The sequence below is a fragment of the Enterobacter sp. Y17 genome, assembly GCF_019730495.1.
Lineage (GTDB): Bacteria > Pseudomonadota > Gammaproteobacteria > Enterobacterales > Enterobacteriaceae > Enterobacter > Enterobacter asburiae_B.
This window is the reverse complement of record NZ_JAASKP010000003.1, coordinates 29,148-47,616: the sequence shown is the minus strand read 5'-3', so window position 1 is coordinate 47,616 and position 18,469 is coordinate 29,148. Positions and strand designations below refer to the sequence as shown.

General features: G+C 55.5%; 16 protein-coding genes. 4 read left to right on the top strand and 12 right to left on the bottom strand.

The features are described 5' to 3' along the window. Positions 1–3 precede the first annotated feature (3 nt). The 9 genes from recC to rppH all read right to left on the bottom strand — a co-directional run bounded on the left by recC (position 4) and on the right by rppH (position 9,956). The gene (gene recC / locus HCH49_RS16420) at positions 4–3,378 is read right to left on the bottom strand and encodes an exodeoxyribonuclease V subunit gamma (protein ID WP_221703010.1); all 3,375 of its coding nucleotides are present in this window, start codon (positions 3,376–3,378) and stop codon (positions 4–6) included. A 12-nt stretch (positions 3,379–3,390) separates the two neighbouring features. Then, complete coding sequence (locus HCH49_RS16415; RefSeq protein ID WP_047173533.1) at positions 3,391–3,714, bottom strand: prepilin-type N-terminal cleavage/methylation domain-containing protein; 324 nt, start codon at positions 3,712–3,714, stop codon at positions 3,391–3,393. Beyond that, complete coding sequence (locus HCH49_RS16410; RefSeq protein ID WP_087823252.1) at positions 3,699–4,100, bottom strand: DUF2509 family protein; 402 nt, start codon at positions 4,098–4,100, stop codon at positions 3,699–3,701. The genes HCH49_RS16415 and HCH49_RS16410 overlap by 16 nt, the downstream gene beginning before the upstream one ends. After that, positions 4,097–4,657, bottom strand: a complete 561-nt coding sequence (locus tag HCH49_RS16405) for a prepilin peptidase-dependent protein (protein WP_221703009.1) — start codon at positions 4,655–4,657, stop codon at positions 4,097–4,099. Before HCH49_RS16405 ends, HCH49_RS16410 begins: the two co-directional genes overlap by 4 nt. Next, positions 4,648–5,112, bottom strand: coding sequence for a prepilin peptidase-dependent protein (locus HCH49_RS16400; RefSeq protein ID WP_033146582.1), 465 nt, complete (start codon positions 5,110–5,112; stop codon positions 4,648–4,650). The genes HCH49_RS16405 and HCH49_RS16400 overlap by 10 nt, the downstream gene beginning before the upstream one ends. Before the next feature lie 184 nt (positions 5,113–5,296). Further along, on the bottom strand, positions 5,297–6,091 hold the full coding sequence (gene thyA / locus HCH49_RS16395) for a thymidylate synthase (protein WP_014885081.1): 795 nt from the start codon (positions 6,089–6,091) through the stop codon (positions 5,297–5,299). Positions 6,092–6,097: 6 nt separating this feature from the next. Next, positions 6,098–6,973 (bottom strand): prolipoprotein diacylglyceryl transferase, encoded by an 876-nt coding sequence (gene lgt / locus HCH49_RS16390; RefSeq protein WP_023309046.1) that lies wholly within the window; start codon positions 6,971–6,973, stop codon positions 6,098–6,100. Between the two features lie 193 nt (positions 6,974–7,166). Continuing rightward, the gene (gene ptsP / locus HCH49_RS16385) at positions 7,167–9,413 is read right to left on the bottom strand and encodes a phosphoenolpyruvate--protein phosphotransferase (RefSeq protein ID WP_023309047.1); all 2,247 of its coding nucleotides are present in this window, start codon (positions 9,411–9,413) and stop codon (positions 7,167–7,169) included. 12 nt (positions 9,414–9,425) lie between these two features. After that, positions 9,426–9,956, bottom strand: coding sequence for an RNA pyrophosphohydrolase (gene rppH / locus HCH49_RS16380; RefSeq protein ID WP_013098553.1), 531 nt, complete (start codon positions 9,954–9,956; stop codon positions 9,426–9,428). 683 nt (positions 9,957–10,639) lie between these two features. On the opposite strand from rppH, the gene mutH reads away from it, so the two are divergent. The 3 genes from mutH to HCH49_RS16365 all read left to right on the top strand — a co-directional run bounded on the left by mutH (position 10,640) and on the right by HCH49_RS16365 (position 12,851). Then, positions 10,640–11,332, top strand: a complete 693-nt coding sequence (mutH, locus tag HCH49_RS16375) for a DNA mismatch repair endonuclease MutH (RefSeq protein WP_033146444.1) — start codon at positions 10,640–10,642, stop codon at positions 11,330–11,332. Between the two features lie 128 nt (positions 11,333–11,460). After that, positions 11,461–11,679 (top strand): YgdI/YgdR family lipoprotein, encoded by a 219-nt coding sequence (locus tag HCH49_RS16370; RefSeq protein ID WP_008499668.1) that lies wholly within the window; start codon positions 11,461–11,463, stop codon positions 11,677–11,679. Positions 11,680–11,810: 131 nt separating this feature from the next. After that, on the top strand, positions 11,811–12,851 hold the full coding sequence (locus HCH49_RS16365) for an NADP(H)-dependent aldo-keto reductase (RefSeq protein ID WP_038417288.1): 1,041 nt from the start codon (positions 11,811–11,813) through the stop codon (positions 12,849–12,851). 93 nt (positions 12,852–12,944) lie between these two features. Here the strand turns inward: HCH49_RS16365 and lplT are convergent, their stop codons facing one another. Together lplT and aas are read right to left on the bottom strand one after the other, a co-directional pair. Beyond that, the gene (gene lplT, locus HCH49_RS16360) at positions 12,945–14,138 is read right to left on the bottom strand and encodes a lysophospholipid transporter LplT (protein ID WP_047060028.1); all 1,194 of its coding nucleotides are present in this window, start codon (positions 14,136–14,138) and stop codon (positions 12,945–12,947) included. Then, positions 14,131–16,290: a bifunctional acyl-ACP--phospholipid O-acyltransferase/long-chain-fatty-acid--ACP ligase gene (gene aas, locus HCH49_RS16355; RefSeq protein WP_221703008.1), complete on the bottom strand. Its 2,160-nt coding sequence runs from the start codon at positions 16,288–16,290 to the stop codon at positions 14,131–14,133. The genes lplT and aas overlap by 8 nt, the downstream gene beginning before the upstream one ends. Before the next feature lie 623 nt (positions 16,291–16,913). On the opposite strand from aas, the gene galR reads away from it, so the two are divergent. Further along, positions 16,914–17,930 (top strand): HTH-type transcriptional regulator GalR, encoded by a 1,017-nt coding sequence (gene galR / locus HCH49_RS16350; protein WP_023309052.1) that lies wholly within the window; start codon positions 16,914–16,916, stop codon positions 17,928–17,930. Here the strand turns inward: galR and HCH49_RS16345 are convergent. Next, a complete protein-coding gene (locus HCH49_RS16345; RefSeq protein WP_064673566.1) occupies positions 17,891–18,367 on the bottom strand; it encodes a GNAT family N-acetyltransferase in 477 nt (158 codons plus the stop codon). The genes galR and HCH49_RS16345 overlap by 40 nt on opposite strands. Between the last annotated feature and the right edge of the window lie 102 nt (positions 18,368–18,469).

Below are 18,469 nucleotides of genomic sequence, written 5' to 3'. Positions count from 1 at the left end.
CGCTCAGGACTGATTAAATTTAAACAACGGCAGCAGGTAGCGCTGCGCCTCTTCCGTGATGGCCTCAAAGTACTCTGGCTCAAGCGTTCGCCATAAGCGCTGATACCAGACATCTTCACCTTCGCCCCGTACCATCATGTTACCTTCGTAGGCCTGCATAAATTTACTGCGCGCTTTCTGCAGTGACGCCTCATCCGTTAACATCGCATCATTCTGTGCGTCATAACAGGCTTTTATCCAGGCCCCGCCACTTTCCGGCAACAGCAGGAGCGGTTTGTTCATTCCCTGACGGTAGCCCTCAATGTACAAAGACAGATACCGTAACGCCTGCTCAGACTCCATCGGCGGGAAGCGCCATTCGCCCTCTTTGCGCACGAAAATCCGACTTTCACCTTTATGACCATCCGCACTGTAGACAAGATGTTCCAGCCAGAGTTGCAAACCCTGTGAAACGCTCAGCATAGAAGGCCGCCAGCGCAGCAGCCCGTCCGGCTGAACCTGGGTTAACCAGCCCGTGAGCTGTACACCATTGCAGTTGAGATCGATTTCAATGCTTTTCCCTGGCTGTCGGCACTCTCTTACGCGCTCTGCCAGGGCGGTCATCTCCTGACACTGCGCCTCCCACACAATTTCTCCGAACGCCCCATAAGGCAACTGTCCTGCAGCACGGTAGCGGCGGTAAAGTTTGTCCGCATCTTCCTCGTCAACCAGCGCATTCAACAGCTGCAGGTTTAACTGGTAGCGCTCCAGCCCTTCCAGCGTAAAAGGCTCTGCATCAGGAATTTCACTCTCTTCAGAACGGAAGTTGACCTGCAATCGCTGCTGGAAGAAGGCGCGCACCGGATGCGCCCAAAACCGCTGAAGCTGTTCGAAGGTCAGGGTGTCGACAGGGCGCGGGTCAAGCTCCTGAATGAAATCGGTATGCGCACTCCCCTCCTTTTTCGCCGCCGGCAGCCACTCCTGCGCATAGCTCTGGCGCTCGCTGGGCGTGTAGTTCACCGGGTCAAACGGCATGCGGCTGTGGAAACAGGTGATATGGGCTTTCACCCTCTTCTCGCTTTCATCGCAGTTGCGATCTTCATCCCCCGGCAGATAGTGACTCTGGCCGATATAATCCACCAGCTCCTGCACCAGTACGGAGGGAAAACGCTCGCTGTTGTCCTGAATGGAACGGCCGATATAGCTGATATAGAGCTTACTCTGGGCGGAAATGAGCGCCTCAAGGAAGAGGTAGCGGTCATCATCGCGGCGGCTACGGTCGCCCCGCTTTGGATCTGCACTCATCAAATCGAACCCCAGCGGCGCCAGCGCGCGCGGATAAACGCCGTCGTTCATGCCAAGCAGACAGACCACTTTAAACGGGATAGAACGCATTGGCATCAGGGTGCAGATATTGATGGGGCCTGCCAGGAAACGCTGGCTGATTCGCTCCTGGTCAAGCCGCTGCGTTAGCTCATCCCTCAACAGCGACAGTGGGATTGCCTCCTGATAATGGGAATTCACGCCTTCATCGACGATCGCCTGCCACTGCGTTTCAATCAGTGCCATTGCCGCTTCGGTGTCACTGTCTGGCAGGAAGAAATCATTAAGCAATACCCTGCAAACCGGAAGCCACGCTTCAAGCGGACGCGGCTGCATCAGCTCGTGTCGCCAGCGGTTAAGCTGCATCAGGAGTGACGCTAAATGCCCCACCAGTTCAGCAATTAACCCGCTGGACTCATCGTAAGGCAGCACCTCATTCCACTCGCCCTGGCTGCTCTCCATGGCGTAGCCCAGCAGCATACGCGTCAGGCCAAAACGCCACGTGTGCTGCCCGGTTGGAGGAAGTTCGAACTCCTGAACGTTATCGTCATCGATCCCCCAGCGTACGCCAGATTCATTCACCCACTGGCGAAGGTAGCGCAGCCCCTCTTCATTGATGTTGAAGCGTGCAGCCAGCACGGGAACATCCAGTAACGCCAGGACATCTTCGGAGATAAAGCGGCTATCCGGCAGTGAAAGCAGAGTGATAAAGGCCTGCAATGCCGGATGCGACTGACGGGCACGACGGTCAGAGATAGCGTAAGGCAGATATCGCTCGCCCGTCGCACTGCCAAAAACGGCCTGAATGAAGGGACTGTAGCTGTCGATATCCGCCACCATCACCACAATATCGCGTGGCGTCAGTTCGGGATCGTCCTGCAGCATCGCCAGCAGCTGGTCGTGAAGCACTTCGACCTCACGCTGAGGGCTATGGCAAACATGGATCGTGACGCTGCGATCGTCAGCATCCAGCTTACGCTTGCTGTCGCTGCGTTCGAATTCTTTCGCCGTCACGCCCATCACGGCACGGTTTTCCAGATCGAGGATATCCAGCTGAATATGATGCAGCAGGCTATCCGGGGCAATATCGACAAAGGCATCCACGTCACCTTCGCCTGATGAAGTGATGTCTGAAAGCATGTGAATGTAGTCACGCCCCAGCTTCCCCCACGAGGCAAGCAGTGGATTGGGCAGGTTCTGGATACCGTCTTCATCAAAAAGCTGCCCGGCAGTCGAGCCGTCTTTAAACAGCGGGACGGAACGTTCTTCAAAAAGGCGCTTTCGTTGGCGAGTCACCAGCCGCGCAAGCCAACGTTCGTCGAGGATATCCCCCCAATACTGTCGGCAAGGGTTGGTGAACAAAATATGAATATCAATATGTTTACCCAGCGCGTTCAACGCCTTCAGATAAACAGGCGGTAATGCGGATATCCCGCAGATAAAAACGCGTGACGGCAGTCGGGCCGGGCGCTCCGACGCATTCTCGAGTATGGAGATAAACCGATCGTACAGGTTGGCACGGTGCCACTGAGGCTGCCCAAGTTTCTCCGTATGCTCTACCAGCGCTTTCCACAGCGGTGCCTGCCATATTTGCGCCTCCGGTAGCCCTTCAACCAACTCGCCCGCTTCCCAACGAATTAACCAGTCAGAACGGTAAACAAGGTATTGGTCGTAGAGATCGGCGGTGCGCGACGCCAGCTGGAACAGCTTGCGCTTATCGGTATCGTCATTGAGGTAGTGGCGCAGCATGGCGAATTCATCGTGCTGCAGCATTTCCGGCAGCAGCGCCATGAGCTTCCAGCTCATGCCTTGTTTATTGAAGGCGCTCTGCTCCGGGATGTCCGGCAACACGCGCACAAACATCTCCCAGATAAAACTCGCGGGCAGCGGGAAATCAATATTTGCGGCTATGCCAAATTTACGGGAAAGCGACATTTGCAGCCACTGTGCCATACCGGTGCTCTGCACCAGCACCATTTCAGGCTCAAAAGGATCGTCAAGCCGCTCGCGCTCAACGATAAATTCCATCAGCGCTTCCAGCACATCCAGACGATTTGAGTGGTAGACCCTTAACATAGACGCTCCCGACTACTGGCTAACCGGGCAATGCAGGCGCGTTATCTCACCGCGCCGCCCCAGAGGAGAAATAAGTGTGACCGTGATGCTGACACATCCTGCGTGCGTTGTCTGCCCCCGACTGGCCTGCCAGCCAGCCGGGAGAACATTTGTTGAGAGCTGAGACTGATTCCAGGCATGATGCCAGAGCTGTCGATACTGGTTAAACAGGGTAAACCGAGCCGCCAACGCCCGATGATAGCCGGACAAAGCCGTCACGACGATCACCAGCAGCATCATCGCCAGCAGTACCTCAACCATGCTAAACCCTTTTTCTCTGCTCACGGCAGCTGGCATAACGCGCTCTCCTTAAGGGGACAAAAATCACTCCAGCCATGAGGCGAAAAGCGAACGTTCCCGTCGACAATCTCTCCTGAGCGCCAGAGCAGCAGGTCGCTGTCTCCGGCAATCAGCAGCACACGCGCCCCACTCAGCGGGCGCAAACACGCTCGCCACGCAGGAGTCTTCTTGCACTGAACCTGTGGCTCTGACGACCAGCTCTGAACCCGTCCCCACTCAAGCGCGGACTGCACCGCCGCCTGCTGCTGAAGCGAACGGCTCTCACCGCCGACGAGCGCGCTAAACGTTGTGAGCTGCTGATTGAGACCGGTGAGGATCAGAGTACCGAGCACCAGTAAAAGCAGAACCATCGCCAGCGAAGACATTCCGCGTTGACGATTCACAGGTTGTACCCCGTGACCGTATACAACGCCTGCCAGGGCTCCCCCTTCTCGCCTTTACGAATCGCCGCCAGTTCGATATTCACCTCTGGCGCAAAACCGGCATGTTCCACTGTCCTCACCACAAAATGCGCGATAGTAAGCCTGTCCGGGTCCGTGAGCTTTTCCCATCCTTTTCCTTCACATGAAATCGCTCCACGCTGGGTTTCAAGCGCACCAGACTCCAGTCGAAAACCGGTGCTGTCATTTTCTGATGCGCTGTTATCCCAGCTGCCGTTACTGTTGGCATCCCACCGCACAATGACGCAACTTCCTTGCCTGGCTGTCACCAGCGCCTGTCCCTGACAGTTTCCCGCGCAGTACCCCGCACGCTGGAGCTGTTTGCCCAGGGCGAACAGGTGGTGCCAGACCTCTTCCTCCAGTTGTCTCTGGCCGGATTGCGCTAAGACCGCACGCTGCAAGCCGGGTAAAAAACGCGATGCGCTTATCAGCAGGAGGCTGCTAATCGCCGTTGCAATCAGAACTTCAGTCAGTGAGAAACCTCGCTGCTTCATCGACATGAACCTCCCGCAGAGACCTTACACATCCTGATGCGTCCTCCATTTGAGACAATAATCAGCCATTCTCCTGCGCGGCTTTGAACGCGTATCCGCCCAGCCCAAGCCGTATCCTTTAATCCATAGAACGCGAGCGACGGCGTTACCTCGCCGATCGCGACCTCAGGCCAGAGTGGTATCAGCACAAAGGGATTGCCCTTCTCACAGCCTTGCGCGGCAGAGCTCAGCAGACAATCCATGCCTCCCACCCGCTGATGGGTAATTTGATGGTCGCGGTTGTAGCGGTTGGCATGATTGCGTAGAAACAGCAGGTAATCTCGTACCTGACTGGCGGTTTGCCACAGCCGCTGCTGCCGCTGCCAGCTGTCCCAGCCGTACAGACCCGAGGCGCTGAGGATAACGACAAGCGAAATCGCGACCAGCGTTTCGATAAGCGTAAAACCGTTCTCTTTTTTCATATCGGGAGTGTGGCGAAGCGCGGTGAACATGACGAGCGACGGATCCTCGTTTTACGAGGCGTTATCCGGAGAATCAGGAGTGTTGCAGCGCGTTGCACGCTTTCTGGATAGCGCTTCGGGAAACGAGATAAAGGCGAAAAAAAACCGGCGCTAAAGAGCACCGGTTGTGTCACGCTTTATCGCATCAGATAGCGACGGGCGCTTTGATGCCCGGATGCGGGTCATAGCCCTCAATCTCGAAATCATCAAAGCGATAGTCGAAGATTGATGCCGGTTTGCGTTTGATAATCAGCTTCGGCAGCGCACGCGGTTCGCGGGTCAGCTGGAGATGCGTCTGTTCCATATGGTTGCTGTAAAGATGGGTGTCCCCACCGGTCCAGACAAAATCACCCACTTCCAGGTCGCACTGCTGCGCCATCATGTGGACCAACAGCGCATAGCTGGCAATGTTAAACGGCAGGCCGAGGAACACGTCACAGGAGCGCTGGTAGAGCTGGCAGGAGAGCTTGCCGTCAGCGACATAGAACTGGAAGAACGCGTGGCACGGTGCCAGCGCCATTTTATCCAGCTCGCCGACGTTCCAGGCGGAAACGATGATTCGGCGCGAGTCCGGATCGTTTTTCAGCTGGTTCATCACGGTGGTGATCTGGTCAATATGGCGGCCATCAGGCGTTGGCCAGGCGCGCCACTGCTTGCCGTAAACCGGGCCCAGGTTGCCGTTTTCATCTGCCCATTCGTCCCAGATTGAGACGTTATTTTCGTGCAGATACGCAACGTTGGTATCGCCTTGCAGGAACCAGAGCAGTTCATGAATGATCGAGCGCAGATGGCAGCGCTTTGTCGTCACCAGTGGGAAACCTTCTTGCAGGTTGAAGCGCATCTGGTGGCCAAAAATGGAGAGCGTACCGGTGCCGGTGCGGTCGTTTTTCGGCGTGCCCTCGTCGAGCACTTTTTTCATCAATTCAAGATACTGTTTCATGGTTCCTCAGGAAATTTGTTGCTGTGGACGACGACGATACGCCCAAATCATCATAATGGCACCCGCGACAATCATCGGAATGGAGAGGATCTGCCCCATGCTGATGTACTGTACCCATTCGCCGGTAAACTGTGCGTCTGGCTGACGGAAGAACTCGACGATAATACGGAATGCGCCGTAGCCAATCAGGAACAGGCCGGAGACAGCGCCCATCGGACGCGGTTTGCGGATAAACAGGTTGAGGATGATAAACAGCACCACGCCTTCCAGCGCCAGCTCATAAAGCTGAGACATATGGCGCGGCAGAACGCCGTAGGTATCGAAAATGGACTGCCACTCCGGGTGTGATGGCAGCAACGCGATATCTTCTGCGCGAGAGCCCGGGAAGAGCATCGTGTACGGCACGCTCGGGTCGACGCGGCCCCACAGCTCACCGTTGATAAAGTTACCCAGACGGCCAGCGCCGAGACCAAAAGGGATCAGCGGTGCGATAAAATCTGAAACCTGGAAGAAGTTGCGTTTGGTGCGTTTGGCAAAAATCACCATCACCAGGATCACCCCAATCAGGCCGCCGTGGAAGGACATGCCGCCGTCCCAGACGCGGAACAGATAGAGCGGATCGTTCAGGAATACCGGGAAGTTATAGAACAGCACGTACCCAATACGGCCACCGAGGAACACGCCGAGGAAGCCCGCATAGAGCAGGTTTTCAACTTCGTTTTTCGTCCAGCCGCTGCCCGGACGACTGGCGCGACGGCCAGCGAGCCACATGGCAAAAATGAAGCCCACCAGGTACATCAGACCGTACCAGTGAAGCGAAACAGGTCCTACTGAGAAAATGACCGGATCAAATTCCGGAAAATGCAGATAACCACTGTTCATCTGTCACCACAAGATGTTGTTATTCCGCTGAAAGTGGACAGCGGTAGAAATGCGATTCTGCCGTAAGCAGAGGCTCCAAAGTTGCGAATCATAGCACAAGGCTGGCGCGGAGGATGCGCCAGAGATGTAAAAGATGTGTATAGGGTTTTATGCACGCTGGAGCCCTCTCCCGGAGGGAGAGGCAGAAAGATGATTAGCGGCCGCCGCGGATCAGGCCGCCCATACCGCGCCGTTCCATAAACGCCGCGACCTGATGACGAACCTCAGCGGCCAGCTGCGCGTCAAGGCTGCGTTCAGCCAGCTCGCGGGCATCGTTGATGTCGATATGCCGCAGCAGGTACTTCACGCGGGCGACAGCGCGACCGTTCATCGACAGATGGCGGTATCCCAGACCAATCAGGATCGCAACGCACATTGAATCCCCGGCCATTTCACCGCACAGGCGTAAATCAATGCCGTACTGTTCCGCTTCACGGGCAATCATCGCTAACGCGCGAATGATCGCCGGATGCAGGCTGTCGTAAATACTGGCGACGCGGGTATTGTTACGGTCGACGGCCAGAATATATTGCGTTAGGTCGTTTGTGCCGACAGAGATAAAATCAACACGGTTTGCCAGCTGCGGCAGCATAAAGACCATAGACGGCACTTCAAGCATCACCCCGATCCGCGGTTTCGGGATCGCATAGCCGATCATCTCTTCCACTTCACGGCCTGCACGCTCGATCAGCCGCCGGGACTCGTCGATCTCATCAATGCTGGTGACCATCGGGAGTAAGATGCTGAGATTGCCCGTCGCCGCGTTGGCGCGCAGCATCGCACGCACCTGGATCAGGAAGATCTCCGGCTGATCGAGCGTAATGCGGATCCCACGCCAGCCCAGGCACGGGTTTTCTTCGCTGATCGGCATATAGGGCAGCTGTTTATCCGCGCCGACATCCAGGGTTCGCAGGGTGACAGGTTTGTCGTTAAACATCTGCAGCATCCCCTGATACTGCGCCACCTGCTCCTCTTCGGAGGGGAAACCGCTCTGCAGCATGAACGGGATTTCAGTACGGTACAGGCCAATACCGTCGATGCGGCTGCCAAGCTTTTCTTCATGCTCAGGGCTTAAACCGGCATTGAGCATGACTTTGATCCGCTCTCCGCTCTTAAGCTGTGCGGGCAGGTTAACGTCATCTTCCGCCAGCTTGCTTAATTCATTCTCTTCGCTGATAAGACGCTGGTATTCCTGGAGCAGAACCGGCTCAGGATCGACCAGCAGCTCACCGCGATAGCCGTCCACTACCAGCGTACGGCGGTGCAGTACCGACGGCTGGATATCCGCTCCCATAACGGTTGGGATACCCAGCGCGCGCACCATAATGGCGGCATGCGAGTTGGCGGCACCATCGCGCACCACCACACCAGCCAGCCTGTCCTGAGGCAGTTCAGCCAGCGTCGTTGCCGAGAGCTCATCGGCGACCAGAACAAACCGTTTTGGCCAGGCATTCGGCCCCTGAATGGTGTCATCGAGATGGAACAGCAGACGCTGTCCCAGGGCGCGGAGATCTCCAGCCCGTTCTTTCAGATAACCGTCGGTCAATGCCGCAAATTGGTCAGCAAATTTTTCGATGACCTTCTTAACCGCCCACTCTGCGACCGAGCCTTTATCCACCTCCGCAAACAGCTCACGACGCAGACGCGCGTCGGAGAGCAGGTGCGAATAGAGGTCGAAGATGGCCGCCGTCTCTTTCTGTGCGCCTGCGGCAAAGCGCTTGCTGTAACGACGAAATTCATTCGCCGCCTCTTCCAGCGCGGCGGTAAGACGCTCGCGCTCAAGCGCTTCATCAAGCGTTGAGGCTTCGTAAACCTGCTCCATCAGCGGCAGCGTGGCGTCCATCCAGCCTTCCGCAATCGCTACGCCTGGCGATGCAGGAAGGGCACGAATGCGCGTATGGCGATACTGACCAAAGAGCGCGGCAAGCTGGGACTGGGAGAGGATCGCCGCCATCTGCGTGGCCAGCGTGACGAGGAAAGACTCTTCGCTTTCATCGTACTGACGTAGCTCGCGCTGCTGGACAACCAGCACGCCGAGCAGCTGGCGACGCTGGATAATCGGCACGCCAAGGAAAGCGCGAAAGCGCTCTTCTTTTACGGAAGGGATGTATTTAAAGCTGGGGTGTTTTTGCGCGTCAGCAAGGTTGATGGGTTCAGCCAGCCGCCCAACCAGGCCCACGATACCTTCATCAAATGCAAGCGTGACGGTGCGTCCACGTGGTTTTTTCAAACCACGGGTCGCCATCAGGTAATAGCAACGCCGATCGTGGTCGGCCAGATACACCGAACAGACCTCGGTCTCCATCGCAAGACAGATGTCAGTGACCAGAATATTCAGCGCCTCGTTCAGACGCGGAGCACTGGCCACCTTCTCGACTATTTCTCGCAAGCGGGTGAGCATGATTTGCGTAGCTTAACCTCTTTTACGTCGCCAGGCAGGTGCGCTCTGCGGCTTAGGCGGGATCTCCTGAAGCTGCATTACCACACTTGCAAACTCTTTCATCACCCTACGGTAAACATCGCGTTTAAATGACACGACCTGACGAACAGGATACCAATAGCTCACCCAGCGCCAGCCATCGAACTCCGGCGTACTGCTGGTTTGCATATTGATGTCTGAATCGTTGCCCACCAACTGCAACAGAAACCACTTCTGTTTCTGGCCGATACAAACCGGCTTTGTGTCCCAACGCACCAAACGTTTCGGTAACTTGTAACGCAACCAGTTGCGGGTCGAAGCCAGGATGCGAACATCTTTTCGGCTTAAACCGACCTCTTCAAAAAGCTCCCGGTACATCGCTTGTTCTGGGGACTCTCCCGGATTGATCCCGCCTTGAGGGAACTGCCAGGAGTGCTGACCATATCGCCGGGCCCACATTACCTGGCCCTGACGATTACAAATTACTATTCCTACGTTCGGGCGGTAGCCATCGTCATCAATCACCGGACTACCCCAAACTAAACCTTATATATGAATGATTGTTTCACACTACAGGGAGGCGGTAAACCACTCTCTTACAGGGCTGCAACCTAATAACATTTGAATAACTCACAAATAAGTGCTGAGTTATAAACAGATGAGAGGTGGTGAAGGGAATTTTATTCACCTTTTCTGTGGATATAGTTGTGAAGAAGTGTCTGATTACCGATGAACAACCTCAAACTATGCAGTCTCCCCTTTTTCACCTTAATTAGATAATGCAATTATTTTCAAATAGTTAAATGTATTTCCATGAGCACAAAACAGAATATCGTGACGATCGTCACATCAGGGATCGTCATGCTGATGAAAGATCGAACAGCGTCGGTTTTATCCACAGATTGTGCCAATAAGTTAGTCACAATTTGTTTGAAAATTCGATTTTCATCGCACGTCAAGGCTGTAAATTGAAACAGTAGTCAGGGTTATGCCCAGTTATCCCATTTTTCTGTGGATAACATGGTGTAAGATCCTGTTCATTGTCAGTGACCAGATTTGAACAACCGGTTTTCTGAGTCTGGCAAAACGATTTCAAACCAATAAAAAAACCTATAAATCATAGATATGGAATATTGGTACAGAAATAGTTAAACTCTATCCACAGGGGACAATTTCTTAGTTTATTTTTTAATCAAAAGGTTACCTTCATGCATCCGCTTACACCCTTGCTCTCACCGCCATCCAGCGAAGGTCAGTTGCTACAGCAGGCACGGCGTCTTGCAGGCTTTTCTCTTGGCGAGCTGGCGGCAATGGCAGGGCTTCAGATCCCCAAGGATCTGAAACGGGATAAAGGCTGGATCGGCATGCTGCTTGAGCTGTGGCTGGGTGCCAGCGCAGGAAGCAAACCCGAGCAGGATTTTGCAGCGCTTGGCGTGGAGTTAAAAACCATCCCGATAGACAGCCAGGGTAAGCCTCTTGAGACCACCTTCGTCTGCGTTGCGCCACTAACCGGCAACACGGGCGTGACGTGGGAAACCAGCCACGTTCGCCACAAGCTGAAGCGCGTGTTGTGGGTACCGGTCGAAGGTGAACGTCAGATCCCCCTGGCTGACCGTCGCGTTGGCGCGCCGCTGCTCTGGAGCCCGAACGACGATGAGGAGCAACAGCTGCGTCTGGACTGGGAGGAGCTGATGGACATGATTGTGCTTGGGCAGGTAGAGCGCATCACCGCCCGACACGGAGAAGTTTTACAATTGCGCCCGAAAGCGGCCAACAGCAAAGCGCTTACCGAGGCAATCGGCGCGAAGGGTGAGCCGATACTGACGTTACCGCGCGGTTTTTATCTCAAAAAGAATTTCACCGGCGCACTCCTTGCCCGTCATTTCCTGTTAAAAACATAGTTTTTTACTTATTTTGCGAGCTCTCAAACATAATCGACTGCTTTTTAAGATTTTACCGCTTCCTCAAGTCGCCATATCGGGTTAATACTAGATTATGATTTGATACGCGCCAGATGAGGACGATAACGATGAAAAAATGGGCAGTGTTAGTTTCAGCAGTCGGTTTAGCGTTTGCCGTATCGGGCTGTAGCAGCGATTACGTCATGGCAACAAAAGATGGTCGAATGATCCTGACCGACGGTAAACCCGAAGTCGACGATGATACCGGTCTGGTCAGCTACCGCGACCAGGAAGGCAATAAAATGCAGATCAATCGCGACGAAGTATCGCAAATTATCGAGCGATAAACAGATAAAGGTCAGTCGCTTGCTGGCCTTTTTGATTTTTTTCTTCCCCTTTTGCTTCCCCTCTGCCATGTTTATATTCCTTTGTCGGGCACGCCCTGACGCGGTCTATAAGTCTACTGAGGAAGCCGGCTATGCATTATCACCGTATCCCCCACAGCGCTCTGGAAATTAGCCAACTGGGGTTGGGCACGATGACATTTGGTGAACAAAACAGCGAAGCCGATGCCCATGCACAACTCGATTACGCCGTCAGCCAGGGGATTAACCTGATTGATGTTGCAGAGATGTACCCTGTTCCGCCACGTCCGGAAACGCAGGGACTTACCGAAACCTACGTCGGTAACTGGCTGGCAAAACATGGCAACCGTGAAAAGCTGGTGATTGCCTCAAAAGTCAGTGGCCCCGCGCGCAACAACGATACCGGGATCCGCCCGAATCAGATCCTCGATCGCAAAAATATCCGCGCCGCACTGGACGCCAGCCTGAAGCGCCTGCAAACCGACTATCTCGACCTGTATCAGGTGCACTGGCCGCAGCGTCCAACCAACTGCTTTGGTAAGCTCGGCTACAGCTGGAATGAGAGCGCCCCCGCCGTAACGCTGCTGGAAACGCTGGAAGCGCTGACCGAGTGCCAGCGCGCGGGAAAAATCCGCTACATTGGCGTCTCTAACGAAACGGCCTTTGGCGTAATGCGCTATCTGCACCTGGCAGATAAACACGATCTGCCGCGTATCGTCACCATCCAGAACCCGTACAGCCTGCTTAACCGTAGCTATGAGGTTGGTTTGGCCGAAGTGACGCAATATGAAGAAGTGGAACTGCTCGCCTATTCCTGTCTCGGCTTTGGCACGCTGACGGGGAAATACCTGAACGGCGCGAAACCGGCCGGGGCGAGAAATACCCTCTTTAGCCGCTTTACCCGCTACAGCGGCGAGCAGACGCAGAAAGCCGTTGCAGCCTATGTGGATATCGCAAAGCGTCACGGTCTTGACCCTGCACAGATGGCGCTGGCCTTCGTGCGTCGTCAGCCGTTTGTTGCCAGCACCCTGCTGGGCGCAACCACGATGGAACAGCTGAAAACCAATATTGAGAGTTTCCATCTGAACCTGAGTGAAGAGGTGTTAGCGGAGATTGAAGCGGTGCATCAGGTTTATACGTATCCTGCGCCGTAATAAAAGCAAAACGGCAACGCAGGTTGCCGTTTTTAGGGTTTGCTCCCTCTCCCTGTGGGAGAGGGCCGGGGTGAGGGCATCAGGCCGCACTTATCAACGCCGACGCTGCCAGATCCACAAACCCGCAATCGCCAGCGCAAACAGCCCGCCAAACCCGACGCCAATCCCCACCACCGGCACACCCACTTTTACCGCCAGCGAGTAGAGCCCCAGCATTAACAGCATCGCCAGGTTTTCACCCAGGTTTTGTACCGCAATGGCGTTCCCCGCCCCGACGGTCTGCTTGCCACGTTCCTGCAGTAACGCGTTCAGCGGCACCACGAAGAAACCGCCCAGAATACCAATAAGGATGAGGAGGACATACGCAGGCAATAATGCATGCTGCAGCGAGAAAATAAGCACTACGACGCCAATCAGGATCCCTGCAGGCATGCAGCGTGCTACCGTCTCGAGCGTCACCAGCTTCGCCGCCGCGCCGGCCCCCACCACAATGCCGATGGCCACCATCGCGTTAAGATAGGTCGGCGTCGCGTTGTCGGTAATCCCCAGCGCCACCGGCACCCACAGCACCAGCAGGAAGCGCAGCGTGACGCCCGCGCCCCAGAACATACTGGTCCCCATCAATGAGAAACGCGTTTCACCGTTACGCCACAGCACGCGACAGGCGGTAAAGAAACTGCCGGTCATTGGTTTAAAGCGCCAGGATTGCCCCGGGCGAGCCACAGGCAATTTGGGAATAAACAGGTTCGCCACAACCGCCCCGCCATACACCACCGCGCAGATGCCCAGTGCCGCCAGGACATGCCAGTCGGCCAGTACGCCGCCCGCGACGGATCCGAGCAGGATTGCGGCAATGGTTGACGACTCCATCAGGCCGTTGGCTTTCACCAGCTTATCGCCCGTGGTCAGCTCTCCGAGAATGCCATACTTCGCCGGGGAGTAGGCGGCAGCGCCGATGCCCACCAGCGTGTAGCCAATAAACGGGTTGAAGCCAAAGCAAATGCTGGCGGCACCCAGCAGCTTGAGGCCGTTGGCAAACATCATCACCCGGCCTTTCGGGAAACTGTCCGCCACCTGCCCGACGAACGGAGCAAAGATAATGTAAGCGCCCACAAACACCATCTGCAGGATCGGCTGGCTCCAGTCGGGGTAAAACTCGGCCTTCAGCAGCGCCAGCGTAGCAAACAACAGCGCGTTATCACCGAACGCAGAGAGAAACTGCGCAGCGATGACGGCCATCATGCCTTTCGACCTGAGCGATGTGTTAGTGTGTACTGACTCACGCATTTTGCTGTTCCGCCTCTTCAACCATGCCTTTCAGGGTCACGAAATCGGGCTTCCCGCTACCCAGCACCGGGAGCTGCTTCAGGTAGCGAATATCGCGCGGCACTGCCAGTTCAGGAATACCGTGTTCACGCGCATAGCTCAGTAACCTGTCGCGCTTAAGCTCAGCGTCGGTCGTAAACAGCACCAGCGCCTCGCCTTTGCTGGCATCGCTCTTCACTACCGTCGCATGCATCTTATCCGCAGACACGGCCGTCGCCAGTTGCTCAACCATTTCCAGCGAGACCATTTCACCGGCGATTTTGGCGAAGCGCTTCGCGCGTCCCTGAATCTGTACAAAGCCTTGTTCATCAAAACGGACAATATCACCGGTGTCGTACCAGCCGGTTTCAACCTCGCCGTTGACGTTTTCAGCCGTCGGCACCTCAAGCACGCCTGGGTTTTCCACGCGCAGATAACCGTTCATCACGTTTGGCCCTTTCAGCTGCAGACGGCCACCGTCTTCAATGCCCGGCACGGCCAGCAGACGCGCGTCCATCCCCGGCAGAATTCGGCCCACCGTGCCCGGTTTCGCCGCCATCGGTACGTTAATCGAGACCACGGGAGCACACTCGGTAACGCCATAGCCTTCGAGAATGCGCAGGCCAAACTTGTCCTGCCAGATCTGACGCGTGCTCTCCTGCAGTTTTTCCGCACCGGCCACCACATACCGCACGCGATAGAAGTCATACGGATTGGCGAAGCGCGCGTAGTTGCCGAGGAAGGTTGAAGTGCCGAACAGGACGGTGCAGTTACGGTCATACACCAGCTCCGGCACAATGCGATAATGCAGCGGACTTGGGTAGAGGAACACTTCTGCGCCGGTCAGCAGCGGCGTAAACAGCCCCACCGTCAGGCCAAAGGAGTGGAACAGCGGCAGCGCCGACATAAAACGGTCATTCGCGGTAAAGTCGGCAATGCTTTTGATCTGCTCAACGTTCGCCAGAATGCTCTTGTGGCTGTGGACAACGCCTTTCGGGTTGCCCTCCGAACCCGACGTGAAGAGGATAATCGCGTCATCTTCCGGCTGCTGTTTGACCTGCGCCAGACGCGGCATCATCAGGTGAGCAAAAATCCACAGCTTGTCGCCGGTGGTTACGTCCGCTTTCAGATCCTCCAGGAAGACCCAGCGCACCTGGGTGAGCTGCTCGGGAAGATGCCAGAGCTTGCCTTTGTCCAGGAACTGACGAGAGGTAAAGACGGTATTAATCTGGGCAGCGGTGATGGCGCTGGTCAGTCCTTTCACCCCCGCCGTGTAGTTCATCATTGCCGGGATGCGCCCCCGGGAAACCACACCAAAAATCACCGCCGCGCTGATGCCCGCGTTAGGCAGCATCAGGCCAATCTTTTCGCCCTTTTTGCTGTACTTCTCCAGAATGCGGCCCACAAACAGGGTCTTGGTCAGCAGCTTGCGATAGGTATCCGGGGTAAAGTTGATGTCTTCGATGCAGTTTTTCTTCGCGCCATAGCGGTGCTGCGCGGAAAGCAGGGACTCGTACAGCGTTTCGCGCGGGCGCACGGCCATGCGCGCTTCCATCATAATCTGATGCAGCATTTCCCCGGCGATTTTACGGCGATCGCGGGCACGCGGCGCGTCCGGCATTGGTAACGACGTGGGCGGCAGAATATGCAGCGTGATTTTTGGGAACAGACGCTGCTTCACCAGCCCCTTCAGGCGGCTGAAATGGGTCAGTTCTGCGCCTTCAATGCGCAGCGGCACCACGGTCGCTTTTGATTTCGCGGCAACAAACCCCGCCCCGTCATAGATTTTCATCAGCGAACCGGTCACTGAAATACGCCCTTCCGGGAAAATAACCACCGGACGCCCCTGCTCAACCAGACGCACCAGATGCTTAATCATCATCGGCTTTGTCGGGTCGAGCGGCACAAAATCAATCAGCGGCGTGAGCCAGCGCATGTACCACTGCTGGCTGATAGAGGTATAGACCGCAAACACCGGGCGCACGGGTAAAAATAGCGCCAGCAGAATGCCGTCTATAAAGGAAACATGATTTGGTGTGATAAGAACGCGTTCACCGCGAAGCGCCTGGGCATCGCCAGTGACGCGGATGCGAAAAAGAATACGGAACAGTGTACGGAAGAACCCAAATAGCATCTCAACTCCCTTTGCCAGCCAGTGTGGAGGGTTGATAGTAAATGGTGGCAGATTACACGAGAAGTGATACGGGAGCGACAGCAAAAGTGGAGGCGAAAAAAAACCTGCGCATCCGCGCAGGTTGGTGCAAGAGATGAGTACGAAACCGTACTAAGAATTCTCACCAATCAATACCTCTGGGATCTTGATTGTGGCCGTTCGCCCTGCGCTTCGCCAGCAGGAAAACGCAAGGGAATGAGCCTAAGTGCAACCAGGTGTGAATATTCTCTGTTGCTGTTACAGATTGAACTATCAGGCAAAAAAAACCTGCGTAAAAACGCAGGTTGGTGTAAAGCGTGTTAATCAACCGGAGTTGATTCCACCTATCAATACCTCTGGGACTTTGACTGTATCAACCTCTTTGACCACCTCGCCATTGGCCAATCGCAACAGCCTGACGCAAAGTGTAACCAAAGGTTCAGATTGACATTCTTCAGACACGACTGCGCGTGTAACGATTACACTACCAGGGTTGTCCTGCGTCACGTTTGTGGAGCGCGGAAATTCGCTCCCCTTGAATGCGCGCCGCTTTTCCGCAACACTATTTGGTGTGTAAACGCTTACCCCCAATAAGAAGGTAATGAATGGCGACAATAAAGGATGTGGCCCGTCTGGCAGGTGTGTCTGTGGCAACCGTCTCTCGCGTGATTAACGACTCCCCAAAAGCCAGTGACGCATCGCGCCAGGCGGTACAAACCGCCATGGAATCCCTGAATTATCATCCCAATGCTAATGCCCGCGCGCTCGCCCAGCAGTCCACCGAAACAATTGGGCTGGTAGTGGGTGATGTTTCCGACCCCTTTTTCGGCGCCATGGTGAAAGCGGTTGAACAGGTCTCTTATCAGACAGGCAATTTTTTGCTGATCGGCAACGGCTATCATAATGAGCAAAAAGAACGCCAGGCCATCGAGCAGCTGATCCGCCACCGCTGCGCCGCGCTGGTAGTTCACGCCAAAATGATCCCGGATGCCGAACTGATTCACCTGATGAAGCAGATGCCTGGAATGGTGATCATCAACCGCATTATTCCCGGGTTTGAAAAACGCTGTGTGGCCCTCGACGACCGCTACGGTGCCTGGCTTGCGACCCGTCATCTGATTCAACAGGGCCATACCCGGATTGGCTATCTCTGTTCCAATCACCCGATTTCTGATGCGGAAGACCGCCTGCAGGGCTACTACGACGCCCTGCGCGAAAACGGCCTGCCGTGTAATGACCGTCTGGTGGCCTACGGTGAACCGGATGAGAGCGGCGGTGAACAGGCCATGACCGAGCTGCTCGGTCGCGGACGAAATTTCACGGCGGTTGCCAGCTATAACGACTCGATGGCCGCAGGGGCAATGGGGGTGCTGAATGACAACGGGATTGAGGTACCGGCAGAAATTTCGCTGATTGGCTTCGATGACGTGCTGGTCTCTCGCTACGTGCGCCCGCGTCTGACCACCGTGCGCTACCCGATTATCACCATGGCAACGCAGGCCGCCGAGCTGGCGCTAGCGCTGGCTGAACAGCGCCAGCCGCCGGATATTACGCATCTGTTTAGCCCGACGCTGGTTCGCCGTCACTCCGTTGCTTCACCTGCGGAAGCGCAGAGCGAATAGCGATAGAGGTGAACCCGCGTGTTGGGGTATTCCAGCCCATCACCGATATACTGCCAGCCGTAACGTTCGTAGAAGTCGCGGCAGGCAGACCAGAGGTGCAGTTCTTCATATCCCGCCTGCGCGGCCCAGGTAATAACGTGCTGCTGTAGCTTTCCTGCCAGCCCCTTGCCTCGCGCCGCGTCGTCAACGTAGAGCGCCGCCAGCCACGGAAAGAGATCCTGACGGGTGATCAAATCGCAGCGCCAGAGCCCTACCGTACCAACAAGCTGTTCGTCTTCTACGGCGATAAAGGTCAGCGGTAATGCTCCCGGCGTCTGGCTGTGCTCAATGATGCTGTGGAAAAATTCCCGAGAAAGCCCTTCGCCAAAGGCCTGCCAGAGCCAGTCGGTGACCTGCTCCGCATAGTGCGGTGCCTGGTAAAGCGGGAGGATGGCTATCTTTTTCACGTTTCACCTGCGTTTTCTCATGTATTTGCTGGCCTGTCGCCCCAGCTCGGTTCGGCAATTATTTTACCAGAGTCAGACTATTTAGTTTTACTT

Bases quoted from the DNA above. Each gene is read 5' to 3' on its own strand.
- thyA (WP_014885081.1), bottom strand. From the start codon at position 6,091: ATGAAACAGTATCTTGAATTGATGAAAAAAGTGCTCGACGAGGGCACG.
- lgt (WP_023309046.1), bottom strand. From the start codon at position 6,973: ATGAACAGTGGTTATCTGCATTTTCCGGAATTTGATCCGGTCATTTTC.
- HCH49_RS16370 (WP_008499668.1), top strand. From the start codon at position 11,461: ATGAAAAAATGGGCAGTGTTAGTTTCAGCAGTCGGTTTAGCGTTTGCC.
- mutH (WP_033146444.1), top strand. From the start codon at position 10,640: ATGCATCCGCTTACACCCTTGCTCTCACCGCCATCCAGCGAAGGTCAG.
- aas (WP_221703008.1), bottom strand. From the start codon at position 16,290: ATGCTATTTGGGTTCTTCCGTACACTGTTCCGTATTCTTTTTCGCATC.
- recC (WP_221703010.1), bottom strand. From the start codon at position 3,378: ATGTTAAGGGTCTACCACTCAAATCGTCTGGATGTGCTGGAAGCGCTG.
- HCH49_RS16415 (WP_047173533.1), bottom strand. From the start codon at position 3,714: ATGCCAGCTGCCGTGAGCAGAGAAAAAGGGTTTAGCATGGTTGAGGTA.
- galR (WP_023309052.1), top strand. From the start codon at position 16,914: ATGGCGACAATAAAGGATGTGGCCCGTCTGGCAGGTGTGTCTGTGGCA.
- HCH49_RS16405 (WP_221703009.1), bottom strand. From the start codon at position 4,657: ATGTCGATGAAGCAGCGAGGTTTCTCACTGACTGAAGTTCTGATTGCA.
- HCH49_RS16400 (WP_033146582.1), bottom strand. From the start codon at position 5,112: ATGAAAAAAGAGAACGGTTTTACGCTTATCGAAACGCTGGTCGCGATT.
- lplT (WP_047060028.1), bottom strand. From the start codon at position 14,138: ATGCGTGAGTCAGTACACACTAACACATCGCTCAGGTCGAAAGGCATG.
- ptsP (WP_023309047.1), bottom strand. From the start codon at position 9,413: ATGCTCACCCGCTTGCGAGAAATAGTCGAGAAGGTGGCCAGTGCTCCG.
- HCH49_RS16365 (WP_038417288.1), top strand. From the start codon at position 11,811: ATGCATTATCACCGTATCCCCCACAGCGCTCTGGAAATTAGCCAACTG.